General features: G+C 72.7%; 24 protein-coding genes. 12 read left to right on the plus strand and 12 right to left on the minus strand.

Annotation, left to right across the window (positions count from 1 at the left end; genetic code table 11):
* Nucleotides 1-38: 38 nt before the first annotated feature.
* From AB0K07_RS16860 to AB0K07_RS16870, 3 genes are all read left to right on the plus strand, one after another.
* Complete coding sequence (locus AB0K07_RS16860; protein WP_363756626.1) at nucleotides 39-1,697, plus strand: bifunctional diguanylate cyclase/phosphodiesterase; 1,659 nt, start codon at nucleotides 39-41, stop codon at nucleotides 1,695-1,697.
* 133 nt (nucleotides 1,698-1,830) lie between these two features.
* Nucleotides 1,831-2,415: a TetR/AcrR family transcriptional regulator gene (locus AB0K07_RS16865; protein ID WP_363755973.1), complete on the plus strand. Its 585-nt coding sequence runs from the start codon at nucleotides 1,831-1,833 to the stop codon at nucleotides 2,413-2,415.
* A gap of 20 nt (nucleotides 2,416-2,435) precedes the next feature.
* A complete protein-coding gene (locus AB0K07_RS16870) occupies nucleotides 2,436-3,104 on the plus strand; it encodes a lysophospholipid acyltransferase family protein (RefSeq protein WP_363755975.1) in 669 nt (222 codons plus the stop codon).
* Between the two features lie 13 nt (nucleotides 3,105-3,117).
* On the opposite strand, the gene AB0K07_RS16875 is transcribed toward AB0K07_RS16870, so the two are convergent.
* From AB0K07_RS16875 to AB0K07_RS16895, 5 genes are all read right to left on the minus strand, one after another.
* Nucleotides 3,118-4,242, minus strand: a complete 1,125-nt coding sequence (locus tag AB0K07_RS16875) for a glycosyltransferase family 4 protein (protein WP_363755977.1) — start codon at nucleotides 4,240-4,242, stop codon at nucleotides 3,118-3,120.
* Nucleotides 4,239-5,498, minus strand: coding sequence for a M48 family metalloprotease (locus tag AB0K07_RS16880; protein ID WP_363756628.1), 1,260 nt, complete (start codon nucleotides 5,496-5,498; stop codon nucleotides 4,239-4,241). Before AB0K07_RS16880 ends, AB0K07_RS16875 begins: the two co-directional genes overlap by 4 nt.
* Nucleotides 5,499-5,711: 213 nt before the next feature.
* Nucleotides 5,712-5,930 (minus strand): hypothetical protein, encoded by a 219-nt coding sequence (locus AB0K07_RS16885; RefSeq protein WP_363755979.1) that lies wholly within the window; start codon nucleotides 5,928-5,930, stop codon nucleotides 5,712-5,714.
* A 295-nt stretch (nucleotides 5,931-6,225) separates the two neighbouring features.
* Complete coding sequence (locus tag AB0K07_RS16890; protein ID WP_363755981.1) at nucleotides 6,226-6,945, minus strand: DinB family protein; 720 nt, start codon at nucleotides 6,943-6,945, stop codon at nucleotides 6,226-6,228.
* A gap of 156 nt (nucleotides 6,946-7,101) precedes the next feature.
* Nucleotides 7,102-8,574: an NYN domain-containing protein gene (locus AB0K07_RS16895; protein WP_363755983.1), complete on the minus strand. Its 1,473-nt coding sequence runs from the start codon at nucleotides 8,572-8,574 to the stop codon at nucleotides 7,102-7,104.
* Between the two features lie 127 nt (nucleotides 8,575-8,701).
* Here AB0K07_RS16895 and AB0K07_RS16900 point away from each other — a divergent pair, with 127 nt between their 5' ends.
* The 5 genes from AB0K07_RS16900 to AB0K07_RS16920 all read left to right on the plus strand — a co-directional run bounded on the left by AB0K07_RS16900 (nucleotide 8,702) and on the right by AB0K07_RS16920 (nucleotide 14,222).
* A complete protein-coding gene (locus AB0K07_RS16900) occupies nucleotides 8,702-10,456 on the plus strand; it encodes a DEDD exonuclease domain-containing protein (RefSeq protein ID WP_363755985.1) in 1,755 nt (584 codons plus the stop codon).
* 129 nt (nucleotides 10,457-10,585) lie between these two features.
* Entirely contained in the window at nucleotides 10,586-12,379 is a 1,794-nt protein-coding gene (locus tag AB0K07_RS16905) for an HD domain-containing protein (RefSeq protein ID WP_363756630.1), read from the plus strand.
* Nucleotides 12,380-12,432: 53 nt separating this feature from the next.
* Nucleotides 12,433-12,975 carry an NUDIX domain-containing protein gene (locus AB0K07_RS16910; protein ID WP_363755987.1) on the plus strand — a complete coding sequence of 181 codons (543 nt, stop codon included), beginning with the start codon at nucleotides 12,433-12,435 and terminating at the stop codon, nucleotides 12,973-12,975.
* Nucleotides 12,972-13,856 (plus strand): sugar phosphate nucleotidyltransferase, encoded by an 885-nt coding sequence (locus AB0K07_RS16915; protein WP_363755989.1) that lies wholly within the window; start codon nucleotides 12,972-12,974, stop codon nucleotides 13,854-13,856. The genes AB0K07_RS16910 and AB0K07_RS16915 overlap by 4 nt, the downstream gene beginning before the upstream one ends.
* A gap of 78 nt (nucleotides 13,857-13,934) precedes the next feature.
* Nucleotides 13,935-14,222, plus strand: a complete 288-nt coding sequence (locus tag AB0K07_RS16920; RefSeq protein ID WP_088988344.1) for an Lrp/AsnC ligand binding domain-containing protein — start codon at nucleotides 13,935-13,937, stop codon at nucleotides 14,220-14,222.
* An 82-nt stretch (nucleotides 14,223-14,304) separates the two neighbouring features.
* On the opposite strand, the gene AB0K07_RS16925 is transcribed toward AB0K07_RS16920, so the two are convergent.
* From AB0K07_RS16925 to AB0K07_RS16945, 5 genes are all read right to left on the minus strand, one after another.
* A complete protein-coding gene (locus tag AB0K07_RS16925) occupies nucleotides 14,305-14,994 on the minus strand; it encodes a DUF4142 domain-containing protein (protein ID WP_363755991.1) in 690 nt (229 codons plus the stop codon).
* A gap of 195 nt (nucleotides 14,995-15,189) precedes the next feature.
* The gene (locus AB0K07_RS16930; RefSeq protein ID WP_363755993.1) at nucleotides 15,190-16,821 is read right to left on the minus strand and encodes a cytochrome b N-terminal domain-containing protein; all 1,632 of its coding nucleotides are present in this window, start codon (nucleotides 16,819-16,821) and stop codon (nucleotides 15,190-15,192) included.
* The gene (locus AB0K07_RS16935; protein WP_363755995.1) at nucleotides 16,818-17,912 is read right to left on the minus strand and encodes a Rieske 2Fe-2S domain-containing protein; all 1,095 of its coding nucleotides are present in this window, start codon (nucleotides 17,910-17,912) and stop codon (nucleotides 16,818-16,820) included. Before AB0K07_RS16935 ends, AB0K07_RS16930 begins: the two co-directional genes overlap by 4 nt.
* A 64-nt stretch (nucleotides 17,913-17,976) precedes the next feature.
* A complete protein-coding gene (locus AB0K07_RS16940) occupies nucleotides 17,977-18,813 on the minus strand; it encodes a cytochrome c (RefSeq protein ID WP_363755997.1) in 837 nt (278 codons plus the stop codon).
* A gap of 72 nt (nucleotides 18,814-18,885) precedes the next feature.
* Nucleotides 18,886-19,485, minus strand: coding sequence for a heme-copper oxidase subunit III (locus tag AB0K07_RS16945; RefSeq protein ID WP_154943958.1), 600 nt, complete (start codon nucleotides 19,483-19,485; stop codon nucleotides 18,886-18,888).
* A 108-nt stretch (nucleotides 19,486-19,593) separates the two neighbouring features.
* Between AB0K07_RS16945 and AB0K07_RS16950 the strand changes: the two genes are divergently transcribed.
* From AB0K07_RS16950 to AB0K07_RS16965, 4 genes are all read left to right on the plus strand, one after another.
* Nucleotides 19,594-20,580, plus strand: coding sequence for a cytochrome c oxidase assembly protein (locus tag AB0K07_RS16950; protein ID WP_363755999.1), 987 nt, complete (start codon nucleotides 19,594-19,596; stop codon nucleotides 20,578-20,580).
* A gap of 187 nt (nucleotides 20,581-20,767) precedes the next feature.
* Nucleotides 20,768-21,163 (plus strand): hypothetical protein, encoded by a 396-nt coding sequence (locus AB0K07_RS16955; RefSeq protein ID WP_363756001.1) that lies wholly within the window; start codon nucleotides 20,768-20,770, stop codon nucleotides 21,161-21,163.
* 86 nt (nucleotides 21,164-21,249) lie between these two features.
* Complete coding sequence (gene trpD, locus AB0K07_RS16960) at nucleotides 21,250-22,296, plus strand: anthranilate phosphoribosyltransferase (protein WP_363756003.1); 1,047 nt, start codon at nucleotides 21,250-21,252, stop codon at nucleotides 22,294-22,296.
* Between the two features lie 301 nt (nucleotides 22,297-22,597).
* Nucleotides 22,598-22,801 carry a hypothetical protein gene (locus tag AB0K07_RS16965; protein WP_363756005.1) on the plus strand — a complete coding sequence of 68 codons (204 nt, stop codon included), beginning with the start codon at nucleotides 22,598-22,600 and terminating at the stop codon, nucleotides 22,799-22,801.
* Nucleotides 22,802-22,981: 180 nt separating this feature from the next.
* On the opposite strand, the gene AB0K07_RS16970 is transcribed toward AB0K07_RS16965, so the two are convergent.
* Together AB0K07_RS16970 and coxB are read right to left on the minus strand one after the other, a co-directional pair.
* Nucleotides 22,982-23,407 (minus strand): cytochrome c oxidase subunit 4, encoded by a 426-nt coding sequence (locus AB0K07_RS16970; protein WP_363756007.1) that lies wholly within the window; start codon nucleotides 23,405-23,407, stop codon nucleotides 22,982-22,984.
* Nucleotides 23,408-23,417: 10 nt separating this feature from the next.
* A complete protein-coding gene (gene coxB / locus AB0K07_RS16975; protein ID WP_363756009.1) occupies nucleotides 23,418-24,389 on the minus strand; it encodes a cytochrome c oxidase subunit II in 972 nt (323 codons plus the stop codon).
* Between the last annotated feature and the right edge of the window lie 183 nt (nucleotides 24,390-24,572).

Raw genomic sequence — 24,572 nt, forward strand, 5'->3', positions numbered from 1 at the left:
CCTGGGCCAAGGCGGTCTCCGGCACCAGCTATCTGCCGATGACCCAGGCCCAGCTGGAGACGCTGCTGCACCGGCTCACCGGGCAACTGGCCGGCGCGCTGCTCGGCGAGCCGTTCGACCTCCGCGCCGGGTACCGGGTGGGTGCCGAACTGGTCGCCGCGCACATCGCCTCCGCGGAGGGTCTGGGCCGTACCGTCGAGGTCATCCAGCTCCGGCTGATCCGCGACCTGGGTCTGGTGGCCGAGGACGTCGAGGACCGGATGGCGCGGCTGCTGGCCGCGGTGGCCACCGGCTACGCCCGCGCGCTGCGGGACCGGACGCTCGACGAGCAGGAGTCGATCCGCCGGGCCGCCATGATGGCCCGGTCGCAGGCCGAACGGGCGTTGCGGGCCAGCGAGGCGCGGTTCCGGCACCAGGCCACCCACGACCCGCTCACCGGCCTGCCCAACCGGACACTGTTCACCGAGCGGCTCGCCGCCGCGCTCAACGAGCCGGGCCGGGGCGCGCAGCGGGTCGGTGTGTGCTTCCTCGACCTGGACCGGTTCAAGGTCGTCAACGACACGCTGGGGCACCAGATCGGCGACCGGCTGTTGACCACGGTGGCCGAGCGGCTGTGCGAGACCGTGGGTGAGCACCTGGTGGCCCGGCTCGGTGGGGACGAGTTCGTCATCCTGGTGGAACACACCGGCGGCACCGACGACATGGTGGCGGTGGCCGAGGCCGCGCTGGCCGCCGTCCGGACACCGGCGCTGGTCGACGGGCACGAGCTCCAGGTCTCGGCGAGCATCGGCATCGTCGAGCGTCAGGTGGCCGGCGCCGACCCCGGTGACCTCATGCGGGCCGCCGACAGCACGCTGCACTGGGCGAAGTCGGCCGGTGGGGCGCGTTGGGCGCTCTACGACGCCGAGCGCAACCGACGCGAGCTGGCCCGGTACGCGCTCTCCGCGGCCATCCCGGCCGCGTTGGAGCGGGGGGAGTTCTACCTCGACTACCAGCCGCTGACCTCGCTCCGGGACGGCCGGCTGGTGGGCGTGGAGGCGCTGGTCCGCTGGCGCCACCCGGAGCTGGGCGTGCTGCGGCCGGACAGCTTCATCGGGCTGGCCGAGGAGACCGGCCTGATCGTGCAACTGGGCGGGTGGGTGCTGGCCGAGGCGTGCCGGGAGGCGGAGGCCTGGTCGGCTGGCGGTGTCGCCGCGCCGTTCGTGAGCGTCAACCTGGCGGTCCGGCAGGTGCACCGGCCCGGGCTGGTCCAGGAGGTGCGCGCCCTGCTGCGGCAGACCGGGCTGCCGCCGGAGCGACTCCAGTTGGAGATCACCGAGAGCACGATGATGAGCACCGCCAAGGAGCCGGTGCGCGCCCTGCGGGTGCTGGCCGACCTCGGCGTGCGGATCGCCATCGACGACTTCGGCACCGGCTACAGCAACCTGGCGTACCTGCGGGACCTGCCGGTGACCGAGCTGAAGGTGGCCGGGGAGTTCGTGGCCGGGCTGCGGTCGCCGTCGGTCGGGCGCACCGACGAGCGGATCCTCGCCTCGCTGGTCTCGCTGGCGCACGCGCTGGACCTGACGGTGACCGCCGAGGGGGTCGAGACCGCCGGCCAGGCCGAGCGGCTGCGGGCGATCGGCTGCGACGCCGCGCAGGGCTGGCACTTCGGCCGGCCGGCTCCCGCCGACCGGATCCTGGCCCGCATCCGCTGACACACCGCGCCCGCCCTGCGCGTCCCGTGGTCACGCGGTCGACGCCGACCGTGATACCTCATAGGCATATTGAAGACTCCGCGCTGTTCGTCGTGGGGTAGACACCGTCTACGCCAGCTGGTAGACAACGTCTATGGGTGAGGAGGAAGCGGGCGTCCGCGCCCGACTGGTGGCCGCCGGGGTCGACCTGGTGCTGCGTGAGGGCCAGTCGGCGGTGTCACTGCGGGAGATCGCCCGCCGGGCCGGGGTCTCGCACGGCGCGCCCCGCCGCTACTTCCCCACCCACGTCGACCTGCTCTCCGCCATCGCCCGGGAGGGCTTCGCCGACCTCGCCGCCCGCGTCGAGCAGACGATCCGTGCGGCCGGCCCCGACCCGCGCGGCCGGCTGACCGCGCTGGGCCGGACGTACCTGGACTTCGCGGCGGCGCACCGCGGGATGTTCGAGCTGATGTTTCGGCACGACCTGCTGGCCAGCGGTCGGCTCCACCTGCGCGAGACGAGCCTGCCGCTCTTCGATGTCCTGGCCGACCTGGTGGCCCAGGTACGCCGGCCCACCGACGCGCCGGCGCCGGTGCTGGCCGGCGCGCTCTGGGCCAACCTGCACGGCATCGCCCAGCTCTGGGCCTGGGGCAGTCTGCCACTGGCCACCGGCGCCACCGACGACGACGCCCTGCTGCGCGCCGCGCTGGACGCCCACCTCGGCCCCGCCCCCCACTGACCATCCCCCTCGGAGGACACGTGCCCCTGCTGTACGACCTCAGCAAGCTGACCGTCGGCACGACGCTGCGGCTGGGCTGGCGGCCACGCGTGGAAGGACTGGAACACGTGCCCCGGCACGGCGGAGCGATCCTCGCCGGCAACCACCTCTCCGTCGCCGACGAGCTGTTCCTCGCCTGCGCGACACCCCGGCACGTCACCTTCTGGGCGAAGTCCGAGTACTTCACCGGCCGAGGCCCGGGCGGCTGGCTCAGCCGGCGGATCGTCTCCGGCATGGGCGCCATCCGGGTCGAGCGCGCCGGGGGCCGGGCCGCCCTCAGCGCCCTCGACGCGGCCGTGCCGGTGCTGCGCGCCGGTGGCCTGGTCGCCGTCTATCCGGAGGGCACCCGCTCCCCGGACGGACGGCTCTACCGGGGCCGCACCGGGATGACCCGGCTCGCCCGCGACGCCGAGGTGCCGATCATTCCGGTCGGCGTGCTCGGCACCGCCGAGGTGCTGCCCGTCGACGCGCGGCTGCCCCGCCGGCACCCGGTCGCCCTGCGATTCGGCCCGCCCATCCCGGTCGCGGAGCGGATCCACGGGCCACGCGACATCCGGACGGTCACCGACGAGGTGATGGCGGCCATCCAACGGCTCACCGGCCAGGAGTACGTGCCCCGCTACGCCCCGCCCCGGTCGAGCCGGACCTGAGCACGGGCGGCGGTCAGCCGGCGAGCAGGGCGGCCATCCGCTGCGCCTGCGCCTCCCAGCGCCACTCCCGCTCCACCCAGGCGCGACCGGCCGCGCCCAGTTGGCGGGCCAGGTCCCGGTCGGCGAGCAGCCGGGCCACCCGGTCGGCCAGCTGGGCGACGTCCCGGCCGCGTACCACGTAACCGGTCTCCCCCTCGCGCACCGCGTCGGGCGCGCCTCCGGAGTCACCGGCGACCACCGGCAGGCCGGTCGCGGACGCCTCCAGGTAGACGATGCCCAGCCCCTCCACGTCCAGCCCGCGGTTGCGGGTGCGGCAGGGCATCGCGTAGACGTCGCCGGCCGCGTAGTGCGCCGGCAGCTCGGACGCCGGCACCGAGCCGGTGAAGACCACGTCCCGTTCCACCCCGGCCTGCCGGGCCAGCTTCTCCAGGGTCGCCCGGTACGGCCCACCGCCGACGATCAGCAGCGCCGCGTCGGGCACCCGGCGGCGGATCTCGGGCAGCGCCCGGATCAGCATGTCCTGTCCCTTGCGCGGCACCAACCGGGACACGCAGACCACCACCGGCCGGTCGGTCAGCCCGAGCCGGGCCCGGACCGGCTCGCCGTCCACGGTCGGGTGGTAGGTGTCCACGTCCACCCCGGGCGCCAGCCGGCGCAGCTCGGTCAGCCCGTCCAGCACCCGGGCCAGCCGGCTGCGGGTGTACTCGCCGAGGTAGGTGGTGACGTCGACGCCCCGACCGATCCGGCGCAGCGCCGGCCGGGCGGCGGGCAGCGCCGCCCAACCGACCTCGTGACCGTGGGTCTGCGCCACCACTCGGCGCACCCCGGCCCGCCGCCGCAGACCGGCGGCGAGCAGCCCGAGCGGGGCCGCCGCGCCGAACCACACGGTGTCGCAGTCGTACGCGCGGGCCAGCCGGGCCGCCCGGCGGGCGATCAGCGGGGTGGGCAGCAGCACCCGGGTGCGTTCCCGGATCACCTCGAACGGCTGGTCGGCGTCGAACTTCGCCGCACCGCGCCAGCTCGACGCGTACACCACCACCGAGCCGGCCGGCTGCCTGGCCGCGAGGTTGTGCACGAAGGACTGGATGCCGCCGGGGCGGGGCGGGAAGTCGTTGGTGATCAGCAGGGTGCGGTTCATCGGCTGGCCTCCCGGGCGTACGCGCGGGCGGCGGCCATCCGCTCCACGGTGGACGGATGGGAGGCCGAGTAGAGGTACTCCCAGCGCGGCGGGTCGGGGTCGCCGAGGTTGACCGAGCCGAGCCGGCGCTGCATCGACTCGAAGGCGGCCGGGTCGTCGGTGAGCGCGAGCGCGTGCGCGTCGGCCCGGGCCTCCACCTGCCGCGACATCCAAGCCTGCACCGGCGCGGCGATCAGCCCGGCCACCGTGACCAGGGCGACCAGCAGCGGAAACGCGCGCGGGTGGGCCACCGAGTCGACGCCGGCCAGCCGTAGCAGCGGCCCCCACGAGCCGAGCAGGTAGAGCGCCACCACCGCGGCGGCGGCGCCCAGCGCCCCGGTCAGCGTGCCGGCCGCGACGTCGCGGTCCTTCGCGTGCCCCAGCTCGTGCGCCACCACGGCGGTCACCTCGGCCGGGGTGGCCTCGCTCACCAGCGTGTCGTAGACCACCACCCGCCGGGTCGGCCCCAGACCGGAGACGTACGCGTTGACCGCCCTGGTGCGTCGGGAGGCGTCGGCGACCAGCACGTCGCGCACCGGGACCCCGTCGCGGGCGGCCATGCTCATCAGCTCGGTGCGCAGCGGGCCCTGCTCCATCGGGGTGAACCGGTTGAACACCGGCTCCACCAGCACCGGCAGCACGAACGACAGCAGCACCACCAGCAGGGCCGCGCCGGCCGCGCCGAACGCCCACCACCAGCGCGGCGCGAGCCGGATGACGGCGTAGAACCCGAACAGCGCCACCGCGCCGATCACCGCGCTGACCGCGTACGACTTGAGCAGGTCGACCGCCCAGCCGCTCCAGCCGTTGGTGCTCAGCCCGTAGCGGGTGAGCACGCTCTGCCGCCAGGCGGCGAACGGGAGGGTGAGCAGGTCGGCGACGAGCACGACGGCCAGCCCGCCGAGCACCGCCTGCGCGGCCCAGTGCCCCCCGAACGGCCGGCCCACCAGCTCGATCAGGCGGCTGCCCAGCGGGGTCAGCCCCAGTGCCAGGGCGACCAGCAGCCCGACGGCGAGCGCGGCGTAACCCCCGGGACGCAGCGCGGCGCGAAACTCCCGCCCCCGGGCCACCTGCTCGGCGGGCAGGTCGCGCAGCGCGGCGAGCTGGTCGGCCCGGGGCGCCGGCGGCCGGTGCCACGGGATCAGCAGCGCGGCGGTCACCACCAGCGCGACGGCCAACCCGGCCAGGGTCAGCAGCGCCCAGCCGCGCGGGGTCACCGGCACCCCGCCGTGCCCGTCGCACGGCGGGCATCGCCACCGCCATCAAACGCGGCGCCACCAAGCGCGGCGCCACCGAACACGCCACCGACAAGCGCAGCGCCGACGAGTCGGCCGTCGTCCCGTCGTACCCCGCTCATTGTGCCGCTCCTCCCGCCGTGACCGCCCATCCTATGGCCCGCGAAAAGCCCGCTTCCGCGCGCGGTGTCACGCTCAGGCGACTCGGCGGGTGCCACGGCGGCGAGCCGTGCCGGGGCGCGCGGGCGCGGCGAACACCTCCACGTCGAAGCCGGCGCGGGCGAACACCTCGATGGCCTCGACCTCGGCGGCGACCAGCCCGGATGCGGGGGACGTCTCGTCGAACAGGGCGGTCAGCGGGCAGCCGGAACAGCCGTCGGCCCGCTGCGCGCAGCCGTCGCAGTCGATGAGCATCACGCCTCCTGATCGGCTCGCGGCACCCGGCCGACGCCCTGTCGTCGCCGACCGAGCACCGTCGGTCACATCGACGCTAACCACCGGGTGCGACAGAAACCGCGTCCGATCGGCCGTTTTGGGGGCGAGATCGACTCCAGTTCGCGAAATCGGGCCATCCTGCCCGCCCGGACACCCCGACTTCACCGAACCCGTGTTCCCACGCCCCGATCGGCTGGCACCTACGTCAACTGGGCCGATGAGGCAGCGCTGCCGTGGCATGTCGGGCCGACAGTGAACGACCTGCCGGATGCCGTCAGCCCAGTGCGTCGAGGTCACGCAGCGCGAAGCGGAGGTGCTGCCACTCCTCGGCCAAGATCACGTGGAGGCAGTGCAGGACGGTCACGTGCTGCTCGGGCCACCAGGCGCTCGGTCGAGACTCGGCGAGCAGGTCCGGCGTGACGGTCGCGAGGAAGTCGCGCACCATGGCCTGCCGCTCGGCCCGCACCTGGAGGACCGCCTCGAAGGTCGGCTGCTCAGTGGCGAAGACCGACATGTCGAAGCCGTCGGTCTCGTACTCGGCGTGCGACTGACCGAGCGGGTGGAACGGCTGTGGCAGGCGCAGGACCGCCTTGCCCAACCACGCGTCGGCGGCGAACGCGAGATGGCGCAGCGTCTGCGCGAACGACCACTCGCCATCGACCGAGACGTCGACCGCACCCTCGGGCATGGACAGGACCCGGTCGACCGCCGCCGCCCAGGCCCGTTCGAGCGCCGCCCACGCCGCACGCAGGTCGTCCGGGGCCTTGGCCTGCCTGAGTTCGCGCCCGGGGAACCGCCGGTCGAGCTCGGCCTCGACGAGCGGCACGACATCGACGCCGTTGACCAGGAGCGCGCCCTCGGCCAGCCACGGCGCGTCGATGTCCAGGCCACTCACATCGACGCCGCGCATCACCGCGCCGGCCAGCGTCGACCTGTCGAACCGCGCACCCCGCAGATCCTTGTCGACGAAGATCTTGACGTCATCCTGGGTCATCGCGACTCCCATCCCTCGGCGGTCGCGGCGACACTAGCGCCCGGGCCCGACAGGCTCGGGGCGACACCCGATGCCGCCTGGGCCGATCCCAGTGCGACGTGGGGCTCGCCCAAACCTCGCCAGGCCCCTGCCCGTGGACGCGTCGGCCGGCTGCGGTCAGGAGCGGGCGAGCCGCCGCAGCAGCGAGTCCGCGCCCAGCGGGTACGCCCCGTGCCGGCGTACCCCGTCGGCGACCTCGCGGTCCGACGAGACCACGACCACCGGCCGGCCCGCCGGCTCGGCGCGGACCAGGCGCCGGATCAGCTCATCGGCGGTCTCGCCCTTGCGGGAGAAGAGCACCCGTACGCCGCGCGGCGCGGGCGGCAGCCCGTGCATCCGCTCGGCACCGTCGAAGACCACGGTGACCTCGTCGCCGGTCTGCGCGGCGATCCCGCCCAGGCCGGTGATGAGGCGCTTGCGCTGCTGCTCCAGGGACATCTCGCCGAAGCCGCGCTTGGTGACGTTGTAGCCGTCCACCACCAGGTGCGCCCTGGGCAGGGCGAGCAGCTGGTCGAGTCGGGCCGGGTCGTCGGTGTCGCGGGCACGTGCGGCGGGGCCGGCCGGGGCGGTGCCCGGCTGCTCGGCGAACGCGTCGGCGACGAAGTCGGCGGGGAGTTTGTCCACCGGGTCGAGCGCCAACTCCCGGCGCAGCCCGACGGCGGCCTGGCCGATGGTCTCCAGCAGCAGCCAGAGCCGGGCGTCGTCGACCGAGCGCGCCTCCTTGGCGCTCGCCCGGGCCACCCCGGCGGCGGCCTCCGCCTCGGCCAGCCTGGCCCGGGCGCGGCGTAGCTCGGCGTCCACGTCGGCGCTGGCGCGCGCGGCCCGGCCGCGCTCGGTGGCCAGCAGCTCGGTGGCCTTCCGCTCGCGGGCCTGGGTCTCCCGCAGGGCGCGGGCCGTCTGCCGGGACTCCTCGCGGAGCTGACCCAACTCCTCACGGACGCGGGCCAGCTCGTCGCGGAGCTTCTCCGCCTCGACCCGGGCCACCGCCCGGTCGTGCTCGGCGCGGGTGGCCCGCTGCTCGGCCTCACGGACCAACTCGGCGACGACCGCGCTGTCCACCTCGGCGCGCACGGCGGCGCCGCTGGCGTCGATCAGCTCCCGCCAGCCCCGCGGCCGGGCCAGGTAGGCCAGCGCGGCGACCTCGACCGGGTCGGCGGCGGCGGGCGCGGTGCCTTCGACAACGGCAGCCCCGAGGTCACCGGCGTCGATCAGGACGCGGGCGGTGACCCGCTGCCGGAACAGCGGGTCGGCGGTGAGCTGGGCGGCGATGGCCGGCGCGCCGAGCCGGGCCCGCCGGTTGGGGGCGAACTTGGCCACCCGCCGCAACGGCACCGGCACCTCGTCGGCGGGCAGGGCGGGCAGCACCGCGGCGGTCAGCGTCACGATCCGTTGCCGGACCGGCTCGGGAAGGGTCGGCTCCGGCTCGACACCCGGGCTGTCGCTCGCCGTCGTCGGGTCGCTCGCCGTCGTCGGGCCGAATGCGCCCGATGTGTCGCTGACTACGTTGTCGTCCTGGTTGCCCACGGCACCGTCGCGCGCGACCGGATCCTCCTGCGGGAGGTGGTCGTCGTACGGCTCGGTGAGGGGCATGTGGCAAGTCTCCCACCGCGACCGGGCCCACCGCCCGGTGAGTGAGCCGATCTCTCATCCTACCCCCAGGGCGACCGGTGGGACCGCTGTGACGGGAGTGTCGGACCGGGCCGCTAGCGTGCCCGCGATGGCACAGGCGGAGTACGTCCAGGAGTCACTGGCCGGTCTCGACCCGGCGGTGGGCGGGGTGGACCCGGCGCTGCCGCTCTACGCGACCACCTTCGTGGTGGTCGACCTGGAGACCACCGGCGGCGCGCCGGACGGCGGCGGCATCACCGAGATCGGCGCGGTCAAGGTGCGCGGTGGTGAGCAGCTGGGCGTGCTGGCCACCCTGGTCAACCCGGGGCAGCCGATCCCGCCGTTCATCACCGTGCTGACCGGGATCACCCAGGCGATGCTGCTGCCGGCGCCGCCGATCGAGCAGGTGCTGCCCAGTTTCCTGGAGTTCATCGCCGACGCGGTCCTGGTGGCCCACAACGCCCCCTACGACGTGGGCTTCCTCAAGGCCGCCTGCGCGAAGCACGGCTACCGCTGGCCCAACCCCCGCGTGCTGGACACGGCGGCGCTGGCCCGCCGGGTGCTGACCCGCGACGAGGTGCCCAACCGCAAGCTGGGCACCCTCGCCGCCTACTTCCGCACCGCCACCCAGCCCACCCACCGCGCGCTGGACGACGCCAAGGCCACCGTCGACGTGCTGCACGGCCTGATCGGCCGGCTCGGCGGGCACCGGGTCGACACGGTCGGCGACGCCATCGAGTTCGCCCGCGCGGTCACCCCGACCCAACGCCGCAAGCGGCACCTGGCCGAGGGGCTGCCCAAGGTGCCCGGGGTCTACATCTTCCGGGCCGCCGACGACCGGCCGCTCTACGTCGGCACCTCCGGCGACATCGCCACCCGGGTCCGCAGCTACTTCACCGCCGGAGAGAAGCGGGCCCGGATCTCCGAGATGCTGGCCGCGGCCGAGCGGGTCGAGGCGGTGGAGTGCGCGCACTCGCTGGAGGCGGAGGTCCGCGAGCTGCGGTTGATCGCCGCGCACGCACCGCCGTACAACCGGCGGTCGAAGTACCCGGAGCGGATGGTCTGGCTCAAGCTGACCGACGGGCCGTACCCCCGGCTGTCGGTGGTCCGCGACCTCTCCCCCACCGACACCGCCTACCTCGGCCCGTTCACCTCCCGGCGGGCCGCGGAGCTGGCCGCCGCGGGCTTCCACGACGCCGTGCCGCTGCGCCAGTGCACGCACCGGCTCTCACTGCGAACGGTCACGCCGGCCTGCGCGCTGGCCGAGCTGGGTCGCTGCCCGGCACCCTGCGAGCACAGGATCACCCCCGAGGAGTACGACGACCGCGCCGCGGCGCCCTTCCGCACCGCCACCGCCAGCGACCCGCAGCCGGTGGTGGACGCGCTGCTGGCCCGGATCGACGTGCTCTCCCGCGACCAGCGCTACGAGGAGGCCGCCGTGGTGCGGTCCCGGCTGGCGGCGGTGCTGCGCGCCACCGTGCGGATGCAGCGGCTGGCCGCGCTGACCGGGATCGTCGAGCTGGCCGCCGCCCGGCCGGCCGCCCGGGGCGGCTGGGAACTGGCCCTGGTCCGGCACGGGCGGCTGGCGGGCGCGGGAGTTTCCCCACCCGGCGTCCACCCGCGACCCACGCTGAACGCCATCCGGGCCACCGCCGAGACGGTGTCGGGTGGGCACGGCCCGGTGCCGGCGGCCACCGCGGAGGAGTCCGAACGCATCCTGTCCTGGTTGGAGCGACCGGAGACCCGGCTGGTGGAGATGTCCTCCGGTTGGTCCTCCCCGGTGGGTGGCGCGGGGCGCTTCCGTGACCTGCTGGCGAAGGCCGAGAACGGGGGGTCCCACCAACTCTCGACCGAACGCTCATGACCAAGTGACCGATCGGACTACGTCGACTCGCTTAGGCTGTTAGAGAAGTGCAGTCCTGCCCGATTCGTGGGCCTGCTCCCGACCGCCGGCTTCCGGTGGCCGCGGGGCCGGGGTGAGGAGGTGTCCCTCGTGGACGTCGACGCCGGACACGGCGCCGCCCTGGGGGGCGCCCTGCCGACCCAGTCGGGTGAGCTGCCACTGGCCCGCCGGCTGCGGTCGTTGCTCACCTGGCCGACCACAGACTCCGACCCGGTCACCCAACTGGTCCGGACCCACCGTGGCATCCACGCGGGCTCCGACCCCGCGGTGCTGCGCCGGGCGTACACCATCGCGGAGAACATGCACCGCGGGCAGTTCCGCAAGAGCGGGGAGCCCTACATCACCCACCCCCTCGCGGTGGCGCAGATCTGCGCCGAGCTGGGGATGGACACCACCACCCTGGTGGCGGCGCTGCTGCACGACACGGTGGAGGACACCCGCTACACGCTCCAGGCCCTGTCGGAGGACTTCGGCGGCGAGGTGGCCCACCTGGTCGACGGGGTGACGAAGTTCGACAAGGCGTTCTACGGCAAGGCCGCCGAGGCGGAGACGATCCGGAAGATGATCGTCGCGGCCGCCAAGGACGTCCGAGTGCTGATCATCAAGCTGGCCGACCGGCTGCACAACATGCGCACCCTCGGCGTACGCTCCGCGGCCTCGCGGGAACGGATCGCCCGCAAGACCCAGGAGGTGCTGGTCCCGCTCTGCGACCGGCTCGGCATCCAGACCCTCAAGCGGGAGCTGGACGACGTGGTGCTGCTGCACCTGGAGCCCGACGAGCACGCCCGGCTGGCCCGGCACGTGCACGATCGGCCGGGTTGGGACGCGTACCTCGACTCGGTGGTCAGCCGGGCCCGGGTGGCGCTGCGCCGCAGCCGGGTCGACGCCGAGGTAGGCCCCCGGCCCCGGCACCTCTACTCGATCTGGAAGGACACGGTCGCCGGCGGCCACAGCGCGCCGTACGACCTGCCGCGTATCGCGGTGGTGGTCGACGGCCCGGCCACCGACTGCTACGCCGCGCTCGGCGCGATCCACGGCACCTGGCGCCCGGTCCCCGGCCGTTTCAAGGACTTCATCGCCTCGCCGAAGAACAACCTCTACCGCTCGCTGCACACCAGCGTCTGCGGCCCGCAGGACCGCACCGTCGAGGTGCTGATCCGCACCGAGGAGATGCACCGCTCGGCCGAGTACGGCATCGCCGCCGACTTCCGCTTCCCGCGCTCGGCAGGCGGCGGCGCGGCGGCCCGGGCCGAGCAGCTGGACTGGCTGCGCCGGGTCCTCGACTGGGAGCCGGACGCCGCCGACCCGGCGCAGTTCCTCGAGTCGCTGCGTTGCGACCTGGCCGAGGGGCAGATCCAGGTCTTCGCCGAGGGGCGGCAGATCGTGCTGCCGGCCGGCGCCACGCCGGTCGACCTCGCCTACGAGCTGGGCGGCGAGCGGGGCGACCACTGCCTCGCCGCCCGGATCAACGGCCGGCTGGCGCCGCTGAGCTCGGAGCTGGATGAGGGCGACGTGGTGGAGATCTTCACCGAGAACGACGGGGACAACGGCTTCGACGCCGGTGAGGCGCCGCGCGGCCCACGTCGGGAGTGGCTCGGCTTCGTCAAGTCACCGCACGCGCAGATGCAGATCAACCGGTGGTTCGCGGAGCACACCGAGCCGGGCATCACGATCAGCGACAAGGTCCGCCTCGGCAGGGCCACCATCGGGCTCGCCCTGCGCCAGCACAACCGCGGCCTCGCCAGTGACCTGCCACTGCTGCGTCTCTCCGAGGAGCTGGGCTACCCCGACCTGGAGACCATGCTCGTCGCGGTCTTCGATCGGGTGATCGAACCGGACACGGTGGTACGCCAGCTCATCGACCTGGTCGACCATCGACAGTGACCGGGCAGGCCCCAGCGCGTCCGAAGGACATTCGTGACCACTAGCCTGGGGTCATGATCCCCCGCTCCCGCGCCACCGGTCGGGCCGTCTTCTACCAGGCCTTCTACCGGCTGCCGCTGCCGGTGCGCCGTCGCCTGGTCCGACTGGCCGTGCCCAAGTACATCGTCGGCGCGGTCACGCTGGTCCGCGACGCCGAGGCGACGGGCGCGGGCCGGTTGCTGCTGCTGCGCCAGCCGCCCGGCAAGGGCTGGTCGCTCCCCGCCGGCCTGCTGGACCGGGGCGAGGCCCCGGTGGTGGGTGCGGCTCGTGAGCTGTTCGAGGAGTCCGGCATCCGGCTCCCCCCGTCCCGGCTGCGCCCCGCAGTGCCGAACGCGATCGTGCACGCCAAGGGCTGGGTGGACATGGTCTTCGAGGTCGAGGTCCCTGCCTCCGACACCGAGCTGGTGGTCGACGGCGCGGAGGTCTTCGAGGCCGCCTGGCACCCGCTGGACGACCTGCCGAGGCTGACCTGGCCGACCGCCCGGCTGCTCGCCTACTACGACATCGGGCCGCTGGCCGGGCAGTTTCCGCCACCGGTGCCCGACACCACGCCGTGACCGGGGCGGCCGGCGGGCGCTCGGGTGACCGGCGCGCGGAGGTCTGCGCGGTGGTGCTCGCCGCGGGCGAGGGCACCCGGCTGCGCCCGCTCACCGAACGGGTGCCCAAGGCGCTCTGCCCGGTGGGCAACGTGCCGCTGCTGGACCGGGCGCTGGCCCGGCTGGCCGGGCTCGGGCTGACCGGTCCCGGACGGGTCGCGGTGAACGCCTGCTACCTGGCCGACCAGGTGGTCGCGCACGTCGGTGACCGCGCGCACGTGTCGGTGGAGCCGGGCGATCCGCTCGGCACCGCGGGCGGCGTGGCCAACCTGCGGGACTGGATCGACGGACGGCCGGTGCTGGTCGGCAACGCCGACGCGTACCTAGCCGACGCGGCGGCCGCGCCGGGCCCGGACGTGGCCGCGCTGCTGGACGGCTGGGACGGGCACCGGGTACGCCTGCTCGGTCAGCCGGCCGCGGACCCGGCGGCGCCGGGCACCTTCGCCGGGCACAGCTTCGCCGGCTTCTCTCTGCTGCCCTGGCGGCTGGTCCGCGACCTGCCGGTGGTCTTCTCCGACCTGGTACGCGCGGTCTGGCGGCCGGCCGAGGCGGCCGACGCGCTGGAGGTGGTCGCCTACCGGGGCACCTTCTTCGACACCGGGACCCCCGCCGACTACCTGGCGGCCAACCTGCACGCCGCCGCCGGTGACGCCCTGATCGACCCGTCCGCCACGGTGACCGGGCGCTGCGTGGAGTCGGTCGTGGGAGCCGGTGCCCGGGTGTACGGCGACGTGCGCCGCGTGGTGGTCTGGCCGGGCGCGACCGTACGCGACGACGAGCGACTGCACGACGCGATCCGGGCCGGGGACGGCCGCACCGTGCCGGCGACCGCCCGCGGCTGAGCCGGGACGCCTCCCGCCTCCGGGACGGACGGAAACATCTAGCATGGGCGACGACGCCGACGAACGGAGAAATGTCCCGTGATCACCGCGATCGTGCTGATCGACTGCGCCACCGATGCGATCCCCGAGGTGGCGGAGACCCTGGCCAACCTCCCCGGCGTCAGCGAGGTCTACTCGGTGGCCGGGCACGTCGACCTCATCGCCATCGTCCGGGTCCGCGAGTTCGACCAGATCGCCCAGGTCATCGCGGGCAGCATCTCGAAGGTGCCGGGTGTGCTGAACACCGAGTCGCACATCGCGTTCCGGGCGTACTCCCAGCACGACCTGGAGGAGGCGTTCGCGATCGGCCTGGCCAGCGCCGACTGACCCACCGGCGGCGCCGAGGGGCGCCGCACGCACGGCGGCCGGTCCACCGCGCGGGTGGACCGGCCGTCTGCCTGCCGCTACGTCAGCTCTCGGTGGGAGCCGGTGACTCGGTGGTGCCGCCCGGCGCCGGGGACTCGGTGCCGGTGCCACCCGGAGCCGGGGACTCGGTGCCAGTGCCACCCGGAGCCGGCGACTCGGTGCCAGTGCCACCCGGGCTGGGCGTACCGCTGGCGCTGGTCTGCGGGACCGGGATGCCCAGCTGGTTGGCGAGCTGGACCAACTCGTCGTTGTGCGTCTGCAGCACCGGCAGGGCGGTCTGGGCCAACTGGACCACCGACTGCTCGGAGCCCTGCGAGATCTCCGTCTGGGTGGCCTGGATGGCCTGGACGTGGCCGTCCAGCTCACTGGTCACCCAGAGCCGGTCGAACTCCGCGCCGCTGGCGTTGTTCAGCTGGTCGAGGACGGCCTGCTGATCGGCGCTGGGCTCGTTCGGCAGCTCCACCCCGAGCTGGGACGCGGTCTGCTTCACCGTCTGGTCGAGCTGGGTGTGGTCGGTCTTCAGCATCGCGCCCAGGTCCTTGACCCGCTGGTTCTGGCCCTTCTGCTGGGCCAGGTCACCGGCGGTGATCTCGAACAGGTTGACCTGGTGCAAAGCCTGCAGATACTGGGTGTCCTGCGTCGACGGCTGTGCCGCGGCCTGCGCGGCCGCGGCCGGCGCTACGCCGACCAGTACCAGCGCGGCCAACAGGCCGAGGCGTTTGATACCCAACATGCTTCCCCCCCTTGAGACGTTGGACCGCACGGATACCCGGCTCACCGGGGTTATTCCTGCGATCGCCCGTCGCGCGGGGTCTACCGGTCCCGCCGTGTCCGTCCCACTCCTGGCCGGATGGGCGGTGGACGCGGATAAACGACGTGGCGCCCGCCGGAGATCCGGCGGGCGCCACGTGACGGTGCGGTCGGCGGGTCAGCGGCGGCTCTCGCCGCTGCCGATCTCCTCGCGCTCGGGCCGGGCCTCGACGGGCGGGTGACCCGGCGAGACCGGCGCCTCGGCCGGCTTCTCGATCGGGTAGAAGAAGCCCCGGATCGCCGGGCCGAGGGCCCCGAGCCGGTTCATCTTCTTGGGGACCACCCAGCCGACGTACTCCAGCTCGCCGTGGCCGTCCGCGTGCCCGTTCGCCCCACTGAGCGGCTGGTGCACCTCGACGAACCGGCCGTCCGGCAGGCGCCGGATGATGCCGGTCTCCACGCCGTGCGCGAGCACCTCACGGTCGTGCTGCTGCAGGCCCAGGCAGAGCCGGTAGGTCACGTAGTACGCCAGCGGCGGGAGCACCAGCAGGCCGATCCGACCGGCCCAGGTCATCGCGTTCAGGCTGATCTGGAACTTGTCGGCGATCACGTCGTTGGCGCCGGAGAGCGTCAGCACGACGTAGAAGGCGACGGCCATGGCGCCGACCGCGGTCCGGGCCGGAACGTCGCGGGGCCGCTGGAGCAGGTTGTGGCTCTTGCGGTCCTTGAGGTGCCGGGCCTCCAGGAACGGGTACATCGTCGACAGGCCCACCAGGATGCCGGGCAGCACCACCGTCGGCCAGAACAGCGGCGGAATGACGTAACCGTCGCCGATCGGGATCGGAATCTCCCACGCCGGCATGAGGCGGGTCGAGCCGTCGAGGAACATGACGTACCAGTCGGGCTGGCTGGCCGCCGAGACCACCCACGCCTCGTACGGGCCGAACAGCCAGATCGGGTTGATCTGGAACAGACCGCCCATCAGCGCGATGACGCCGAAGACGACCATGAAGAAGCCGCCCTGCTTCAGCGCGTACCGCGGGAACATCCGCTCGCCGACCACGTTGCCGTTGGTCCGGCCGGGGCCGGGCCACTGGGTGTGCTTCTGCTTGAAGACCAGGCCGAGGTGGACGCTGATCAGCGCGACCAGCAGGCCCGGGATGAGCAGCACGTGGGCGATGAAGAACCGGCTGATGATGATCGTGCCGGGGAACTCACCGCCGAAGATCGACGAGGTGACCCAGGAGCCGATCACCGGGATGGACAGCATGATCGCCGAGGCGATCCGCAGACCGGTGCCGGACAGGCCGTCGTCCGGCAGCGAGTAGCCGGTGAAGCCGGCCAGGAAGCCGACCCAGAACAGCAGCGAGCCGATGATCCAGTTGGTCTCGCGCGGCTTGCGGAAGGCACCGGTGAAGAAGACCCGCAGCATGTGCACGACGATCGCGGCCATGAACAGCAGCGCCGCCCAGTGGTGCATCTGCCGCATCACCAGACCGCCCCGGACGTCGAACGACAGGTCCAGGCTGGAGGCGTACGCGGCGGACATCGGCGTGCCCTGCAACGGCGCGTAGCTGCCGTCGTAGACCACCTCGGTCATCGCCGGCTCGAAGAAGAAGGTCAGGAACACGCCGGTCAGCAGCAGCACCACGAACGAGAAGAGCGCGATCTCGCCGAGCAGGAAGGACCAGTGGTCCGGGAAGACCTTGTTCAGCAGCCGGCGCAGCGGGGTGGCCACCTGGAAGCGGTCGTCCACTCCCACGGCAGCCTTGCCCGGCGTAGCCGCAAGGTCAAACTTTCGACGCTTCATGGCCGCTCCCAGAAATCAGGCCCGACGGTCTCGGTGTAGTCGGACTTCGCCACGAAGAAGCCCTCGGAGTCCACCTCGATCGGCAACTGCGGCAGCCGCCGGCTGGCGGGGCCGAAGATGGGCCGGGCGTTGTCGGTGATCAGGAACTGGGACTGGTGGCACGGGCAGAGCAGACGGTTGGTCTGCTGCTCGAACAGGCTCGCCGGGCAACCGGCGTGCGTGCAGACCTTGGAGAACGCGGCGTAGTTGCCCCACATGTAGTCCCCGTGGCCGACGTCCGGCCTGGAGTTGGCCTCCCGGGACTTCTGGGCGTCCGAATCGCGCAGGTGGATCAGCAGCGTCGGCGAGTCGGCGTGCCGGTTGCTCACACCGTGCTCGATGCCGGGGAAGACGGTCAGCTGGCCACCGACGCTGATGTCCGCCGGGCGTACCGGCCGGCCGTCCTCACGGACCAGCCGGACCTTCTGCCCGCCTTCGGCCGGGGCGAACCCGGTGGTGAACATCTGGTTGTTCTTGTGCGGGTTGGAGATCAGACCGCCGACCAGCGGCGCCGCGACCACCGCGCCGACCGGCGCGAGACCGGCCAGCAGCGAGATGCCGAGCAACGGGCGACGCTTCACACCGAGCTCGTCGGCCATGTAGAGCATGGTCTGGCCGGTGATGGTGCGGCTGTCCTCGTCGACCGCGCCCTCGTGCCGGTCCTGGATCGAGACCTCCTTGGGCAGCAACTTCTTGCCCCAGGTCAGGATGCCGAAGCCGACGGCGAGCAGGGCCACGCCGAGCGTGAAGCCGAGCAGCGGGGTGTAGAACTTGTCGCCGCCACGGCCCGGCTCGTACTGCCACGGCCACCAGATGTAGATCGCCAGGAAGGCGGTCGCCGCCAGGCCGGTGATCAGGAACAGCCCGGCCACCACCCGGGTCAGGCGGCGCTCGGCCTTGGTGCCGGGCTGCACCTGCGGCTCGTAGTGGACGATCTCGATGTCGTCCCGACGCGCGCCCTCGCGGACGATGTCGAACCGGGTCACCCCGGGCGCGTTGATGTCGAGCTGCTCCTGGCCCTGTGGGGCCTGGTGCTCGGTGTGCGTGCTCATGCCGTCACCTCGCTACGGGTGGCGCCGAGCGGCACCACAGCACTGAATCGGATGATCCGCTCGGTCACGACTTGCCCGCAATCCACAGGCTAGCGAAGACCAGCGCCACGATGCCAACCAGGAAGATCGCCAGACCCTCGGTGGACGGTCCGTACCGGCCGAGGTTGAACCCGCCCGGGTCCTGGTCGCGCTTCAGCGTCTCCTGGATGTAGGCGATGATGTCGGCCTTCTGCTCCGGCCGGAGCTGGTTGTCACCGAACACCGGCATGTTCTGCGGGCCGCTCAGCATCGCCGCGTAGATCTGCCGGTCGGTCGCGGGGTGCAGGCTCGGGGCGAACTTGCCCGAGGAGAGGGCGCCACCGCCGCCGCCGAAGGCGTGGCACTGCGAGCAGTTGATCCGGAACAGCTCACCGCCGGCCGCGACGTTGGTGTTCTCGCGGAGGTTGTCACCCTCCGGCACGATCGGGCCGCCGCCGAGCTCCTGGATGTACTGGGCCAGCTGGCGGGTCTGCTCGTCGGTGAAGAGCGGGGGCTTGCGCTGCGCCTGGGCCTCCTGGCGCGCCATCGGCATGCGGCCGCTGCTGACCTGGAACTCGACCGAGGCCGCGCCGACGCCGATGAGGCTCGGCCCGCGGCCCTCGACGCCCTGGGCGTTGCGTCCGTGGCAGGTCACACAGCTCACGTCGAACAGCGCCTTGCCCTCGGCAGCGGCACCGGTCAGCGGCGGGTTGTCCTGCGCCTGCGCGCCGGGGGCGAAGACGGTGTAGGCGCCGCCGGCGAGCATCAGCGCGGCGAACAGCCGGACCGCGGCGCCCAGCCGGCGGCGGCCCCTGCTGCGCGCGGCGGGCCGCTCGCGCAACCGCGCGAGCAGACCGCGTCGGCGGTCGTTGTCAGAAGTCATGAGCGGTGTCCTTAACCGGTTGGACCTTGTCTCAGGGGACGGAGCAGCGGCGCGGTACGTGACGCGCCAAGATCACTGAAGCCAGTAGATCATGGCGTACAGCCCGATCCACACGACGTCGACGAAGTGCCAGTAGTAGGACACGACGATCGCCGAGGTCGCCTGCGCCGGGGTGAACCGGCCCATCGTGGTACGGATCATGAAGATGATGAAGGCGATCAGGCCGCCGGTCACGTGCAGGCCGTGGAAACCGGTGGTCAGGTAGAACATCGAGCCGTAGCCGTCTTCATTGATCTTGACGCCTTCGTGCACCAGCGTGCGGTACTCGTTCACCTGCCCGAGCACGAAGATCAGGCCCATCACGAAAGTGATGGTGAACCAGCGCCGCAGCGCGTGGACGTCACCCTTCTCCGCCGCGAAGACGCCGAGCTGGCAGGTCACCGACGAGAGCACCAGGATCACCGTGAAGGTGGTCGCGTACGGGATGTTGAGGTGCTCGGTGTGCTTCTCCCACTGCTCCGGCGCAGCCGCGCGGATCGAGAAGTACATCGCGAACAGCGCCGCGAAGAACATGAGTTCGCTAGAGAGCCACACGATCGTCCCGACGCTGACCATGTTCGGTCGGGTCAGGGAGTGGATCCGGCTCTTGTCAATGGCTGGGGCCGCAGTCACGCCGTCATTATTGCCCCTGACCGGGGCCGGCGATCAGCGGGGTGGCAAACCCCCGCCTTCCGTGGCCCCGGCGCCGGGGTCCGGTTCGCCTGGCCTAGCCTGAAAAGCGTGCTGCACGTCGATCCGATCTTCGCCGCCACCTCGGCCGCTCCGGCCGCCGTGCTCGCGGCCACTCCGGCGGGCCCGTCGACGCTGGCCGCCGCGGGCGAGGCGACCCCGCCTCCGTTCACCGTCGGCACGGTGCTGACCGAGACCCGGCTGGACAGCTGGCTGGCCCTCGGCCTGGTGCTCGCCGCCGGCCTGTACCTCTACGGGGTGCACCGCCTGCGCATCCGCGGCGACCGCTGGCCGGTCTCCCGTACGGTGTTCTTCCTCGGCCCCGGCCTGGGCGGCATCGCCCTGGTCACGGTCAGCGGGCTGCACGCGTACGACACCGCGCTGCTGTCGGTGCACATGGTCCAGCACATGGTGCTGTCCATGGTGGCGCCGATCTTCCTGGCGCTCGGCGCGCCGATGACGCTGGCCCTGCGGACCCTGCCGGTCCGGGCACGCCGGCGCCTGTTGGCGATCGTGCACAGCCGCGTCGCCCGGGTCTACAGCTTCCCGCTGGTGGCGTTCGCCATCTTCGTGGTCAACCCGTTCGCGCTGTACTTCAGTGACCTGTACCGCTTCACCCTGGAGCACGCCTGGGCGCACGAGCTGGTGCACGCGCACTTCATCATGACCGGCTGCGTGTTCTTCTGGCCGCTGCTCGGCCTCGACCCGCTGCCGGGCCGCTGGCCCTACCCGGCGCGGGCGCTGCTGATGCTGCTCTCCGTGCCGTTCCACACCGTGCTCGGGCTCACCATCATGCAGAGCAGCACGCTCTTCGGCGGCGACTGGTACCCGTCGCTCAACCTGAGCTGGTCCGACCCCTGGAACGACCAGGTGGTCGCCGGCGGCATCCTGTGGGCCGGCGGCGAGTTCGTCAGCGTGACCATGCTCGCGGTGCTGGTGGTGCAGTGGGTCAAGCAGTCCGAGCGCGAGGCCCGCCGGGTCGACCGCGAGCTGGACCGCCAGGAGGCCCGCGAGCGCGCCGCCGGCACCCCCGCCTGAGCTGCGCCGACGGGACGCCCCACCGTCGGCGACGGGCGGGATGTCGACTACGTCACGTCGACCGGTACGATCGGCGGGCAGCTACGAGGTGGGAGCAAGTCCAGCCAATGAGTGAGCGCAGCGAACCAATCATCAAGCTCAGTGTGATGGTGCCTCATGACGGCACGAAGCGAAGCGGAGTGCCGGCATGAGCGATCGTCTTTGCACCGTCCTGCTCTACAGCGACGACCCGCAGGTCCGTGACCGGATGCGGCTGGCCGTGGGCACCCGACCGGCACCCGGGCTGCAGATCGAGTTCGTCGACGCGTCGACCTACGCCGAGACCATCCGGCTGGTCGACGACTACGAGATCGACCTGCTGCTGCTCGACGGCGAGGCCAGCCCGGGTGGCGGCCTCGGCATCGCCCGGCAGATCAAGGACGACCGGGACGACGCACCCCCGACCTGCCTGGTGATCGCTCGCGCCGCCGACCGATGGCTCGCCGCGTACGCCGAGGTCGACGCGACGCTGGTGCACCCGCTCGACCCGGTGACCACCGGCAGCACGGTGGCCGAGCTGCTGCGGACGCACGCACCCGCCTGACGTCCCCGCTCCGGCACCGCCACGGCGCCGGATGAGCCGGCGCCGGTTCCAGCCCACCCGCACTTCGCACGCTCGGGAGGCCCGCCATGGGCGATCGGACCTGGCCGCACCTGCTCAACGCGCTACTGCGCGGCGACGAGCTGTCCACCGCCGACACCGCCTGGGCGATGGGCGAGATCATGGCCGGCTCGGCGGGCGCCGCGCAGGTCGCCGGCTTCGCCGTGGCGCTACGGGCCAAGGGCGAGACGTCAGCCGAGCTGGCGGGGCTGGTGGAGACGATGCTGAGCCGGGCGGTCCCGGTCGACCTCCCCGACGAGCTGCGCTCCACCGCCCTGGACGTGGTGGGCACCGGCGGTGACCTCGCGCACACCGTCAACATCTCCACCATGGCCGCCCTGGTGGTGGCCGGCGCCGGTGTCCGGGTGGTCAAGCACGGCAACCGGGCCGCCTCCTCCTCGTGCGGCACCGCCGACCTGCTGGAGTTCCTCGGCGTCCCGCTCGACCTCGACCCGGACGCGATCGTGCGCTGTGTCACCGAGGCCGGCATCGGGTTCTGCTTCGCCGCCCGGTTCCACCCCGGCATGCGGCACACCGGCCCGATCCGGCGGGAGCTGGGCGTACCCACGGTGTTCAACTTCCTCGGCCCGCTGACCAACCCCGCCCGGCCGCGCGCCGGCGCGGTCGGCTGCTTCGACGCCCGCATGGCCCCCGTGATGGCCGGCGTGTTCGCCGCCCGCGGCGACTCGGTGCTGGTGATGCGCGGCGAGGACGGGCTGGACGAGTTCACCACCGCCGCGCCGACCCGGGTCTGGGCGGCCCAGGGCGGCACCGTACGCGAGGCCGTGCTGGACGCGACGGACCTGGGGGTGCCCCGGTCCACGCTGGCGGACCTCCGGGGCGGTGACGCCGCGTACAACGCCGGCGTGGCCCGTCGCCTGCTGGCCGGTGAGACCGGCCCGGTGCGGGACGCGGTGCTGGTCAACGCGGCGGCGGCGCTGGCCACGCAGGGCCCGCTGGACGGCGATCTGACCGAGGCGCTGCGCGCCGGCCTGGACCGGGCCGCCGAGTCGATCGACTCCGGCGCGGCGGCCACCACCCTCGACCGCTGGATCGAGACCGCCACCACCGCCTGAGCCCGCCCGCTCGCCCACCCGGTCGCTCGCGCGCTCGCCCAGCCCGGCTTGGGCACGGCGTGATCGGCCGGGATCCACGATTCCGCGGTGTCGGTGGCTGGGACGGCCCGGAGTCAGCGATGTCGAGTGGATCACTGCGTGGCCTGGGATCGCGCTGACGTCCAGCGGCCCGGGCGCGGGCGGCGGTGCGCGGGGATGTGTCGTACCCGCGTGGGAAACTACAGCCGAGTAGTTCTCCGCTTCCGTTATGCGCCGTTGACGCGCGCCGGGGGCGGGCCGCCCGGAGTGAGAGGAGACGCCCGTGTCAGACCGCGAGCTCTACTGCGACGTCTGCGAGGGCGTGGCACTGTTCGAGGTGCCACCCTGCGCCGACGGCCACGGCACCGACTGTCCCGAGCTGATCTGCACCGGCTGCGGCGCCGCCGTGGTGATCGCCACCTTCACCGCTCCCGTCGCTCGGCTGGCCGACCGCCGACGCCGCCAACCCGCCCGCCACGCCGCCTGACCTCGCCTGCGCCCCGCCGCACTGTCACCCCGGTAGCGGTCTGACCGATCACCCGGCAGGCACCCGGCTCCCCCGGGCACGTCGTGGCCCGATCGGGCCTGAGCATCACGAAGGCCCGCTCCCCCACCGGGGAACGGGCCTTCGTGGTGCCACAGGTCGGCCGTGACGGCGGCCGGTGGGTCAGTGCTCGGCGGTGCGGCGGGTGCCGGAGTAGTACTCGAACAGCAGCCCGCAGGCGGCGAAGATGACCGCAACCAGGCCGAGGCCGATCAGCCAGTACTGCCAGAACACCAGGCCCATGCCGGCCGTCGCGGCGGCCAGCGCCAGCCCGAACGGCCAGTAGCTGCCCGGGCTGAAGAAGCCGATCTCACCGGCGCCGTCGGCGATCTCGGCGTCGGCCCGGTCCTCCGGGCGCAGGTCGATACGGCGCGAGACGAACCAGAAGAAGCCGCCGCACATCGTGCAGAGCAGGAACGACAGCAGCAGGGCGATGGTGCCGACCCACTCGACGCGGCCCGACTCACCAGCCGTCCAGACGCCGTAGAGGATCGTGGCGCCGAACAGGAACGTGGCGATGATCAGGAAGATACGCCATTCGGTCTTCATGGCCGCTGCCTCAGCTTCCCGTGCCGGCCGGAGCGGTGTCCGGGTTGAAGTTGCTCTGCGTCCGCCGGGTCTCGAACGGCTGCGTGGTCTCCGCGTACGGCTTCTCACCGATCGCGATCAGCGCGTCCTGCGTGGACTTGCCGCTCTGCTTGGCCGCCAGGAACTGGTCGTACTGCTCCGGCGAGACCACCCGCAGCTCGAAGTTCATGAACGCGTGGTAGCTGCCGCACAGCTCGGCGCAGCGGCCCACGTAGGCGCCCTCGGTCTCCAGGCTGGAGACCTCGAAGACGTTGCGGATCGAACCCGGCATGACGTCCCGCTTGAACAGCAGCTCCGGCACCCAGAAGGAGTGGATGACGTCGCGACTGGTCTCCTCGAACCGGATGGACCGGTTGGTCGGCAGCACCAGCACCGGGATGACCTCGCTGGTGCCGAGCGTCGACGCGGTGGTGCGGGCGTCGGCGCCCTGCCCGTCGCGGTAGTTGAACTGCCAGTTCCACTTGAACGCGACGACCTCGACCGTGATGTCGGGGTTCTTCGACAACTTGTCCACGTCGGTCTGCACGATCGCCGTGTAGTAGAAGAGCACGGAGACGATCAGGATCGGCGCGATGGTGTAGAGGAACTCCATCGGCATGTTGTAGCGGGTCTGCACCGGCAGCGCGTTTCCACGCTTGCGGTAGCGCACGACGCACCAGAAGATCAGACCCCACACGAAGACGCCGACCGCGAGGGCGGCGATGCAGGAGGCGATCCACAGGTCGTACATCCGCCGGGACTCGGCGGAGATGCCGCCCTGCGGCCAGCCGAAGCCGTCGAACGCCTGACCGACGTCACAGCCCGTGAGCAGGACCAGCAGCGCCACGCCACCGAGACCGAGCCCGGCCACCCGACCAGCACCACGCCGCCGGCGTCCACCGACCCCTCGGGAAGCGCTGTGCCGTACGGCCGACGGCCGTACCTCCGAACTCCTTGCGACCACCTGGTCCTGCCTCCCTAGCGCGCCGCGGTGCGTCTTTCCTCAGCACCGGCGGCAAAGGCGTCACCGACGGTCGCAGATTACTCGACCATGACGGACTCGGCCGTGGTGGGGTCACTGTCCGCCCCCATCGGGGGGATCCCGGGCATACCCGCGCGATAGCGTAGGGATTCGTGAGCGCGAGGA

The sequence above is a fragment of the Micromonospora sp. NPDC049301 genome (assembly GCF_040678715.1).
Taxonomy (GTDB): domain Bacteria; phylum Actinomycetota; class Actinomycetes; order Mycobacteriales; family Micromonosporaceae; genus Micromonospora.

Coding starts and splice junctions, on each gene's coding strand:
- AB0K07_RS16860 (WP_363756626.1), top strand. CDS start 39: ATGACCCAGGCCCAGCTGGAGACGCTGCTGCACCGGCTCACCGGGCAA.
- AB0K07_RS16865 (WP_363755973.1), top strand. CDS start 1,831: ATGGGTGAGGAGGAAGCGGGCGTCCGCGCCCGACTGGTGGCCGCCGGG.
- AB0K07_RS16875 (WP_363755977.1), bottom strand. CDS start 4,242: ATGAACCGCACCCTGCTGATCACCAACGACTTCCCGCCCCGCCCCGGC.
- AB0K07_RS16885 (WP_363755979.1), bottom strand. CDS start 5,930: ATGCTCATCGACTGCGACGGCTGCGCGCAGCGGGCCGACGGCTGTTCC.
- AB0K07_RS16890 (WP_363755981.1), bottom strand. CDS start 6,945: ATGACCCAGGATGACGTCAAGATCTTCGTCGACAAGGATCTGCGGGGT.
- AB0K07_RS16895 (WP_363755983.1), bottom strand. CDS start 8,574: ATGCCCCTCACCGAGCCGTACGACGACCACCTCCCGCAGGAGGATCCG.
- AB0K07_RS16900 (WP_363755985.1), top strand. CDS start 8,702: ATGGCACAGGCGGAGTACGTCCAGGAGTCACTGGCCGGTCTCGACCCG.
- AB0K07_RS16910 (WP_363755987.1), top strand. CDS start 12,433: ATGATCCCCCGCTCCCGCGCCACCGGTCGGGCCGTCTTCTACCAGGCC.
- AB0K07_RS16925 (WP_363755991.1), bottom strand. CDS start 14,994: ATGTTGGGTATCAAACGCCTCGGCCTGTTGGCCGCGCTGGTACTGGTC.
- AB0K07_RS16930 (WP_363755993.1), bottom strand. CDS start 16,821: ATGAAGCGTCGAAAGTTTGACCTTGCGGCTACGCCGGGCAAGGCTGCC.
- AB0K07_RS16935 (WP_363755995.1), bottom strand. CDS start 17,912: ATGAGCACGCACACCGAGCACCAGGCCCCACAGGGCCAGGAGCAGCTC.
- AB0K07_RS16940 (WP_363755997.1), bottom strand. CDS start 18,813: ATGACTTCTGACAACGACCGCCGACGCGGTCTGCTCGCGCGGTTGCGC.
- AB0K07_RS16955 (WP_363756001.1), top strand. CDS start 20,768: ATGAGCGATCGTCTTTGCACCGTCCTGCTCTACAGCGACGACCCGCAG.
- trpD (WP_363756003.1), top strand. CDS start 21,250: ATGGGCGATCGGACCTGGCCGCACCTGCTCAACGCGCTACTGCGCGGC.
- AB0K07_RS16970 (WP_363756007.1), bottom strand. CDS start 23,407: ATGAAGACCGAATGGCGTATCTTCCTGATCATCGCCACGTTCCTGTTC.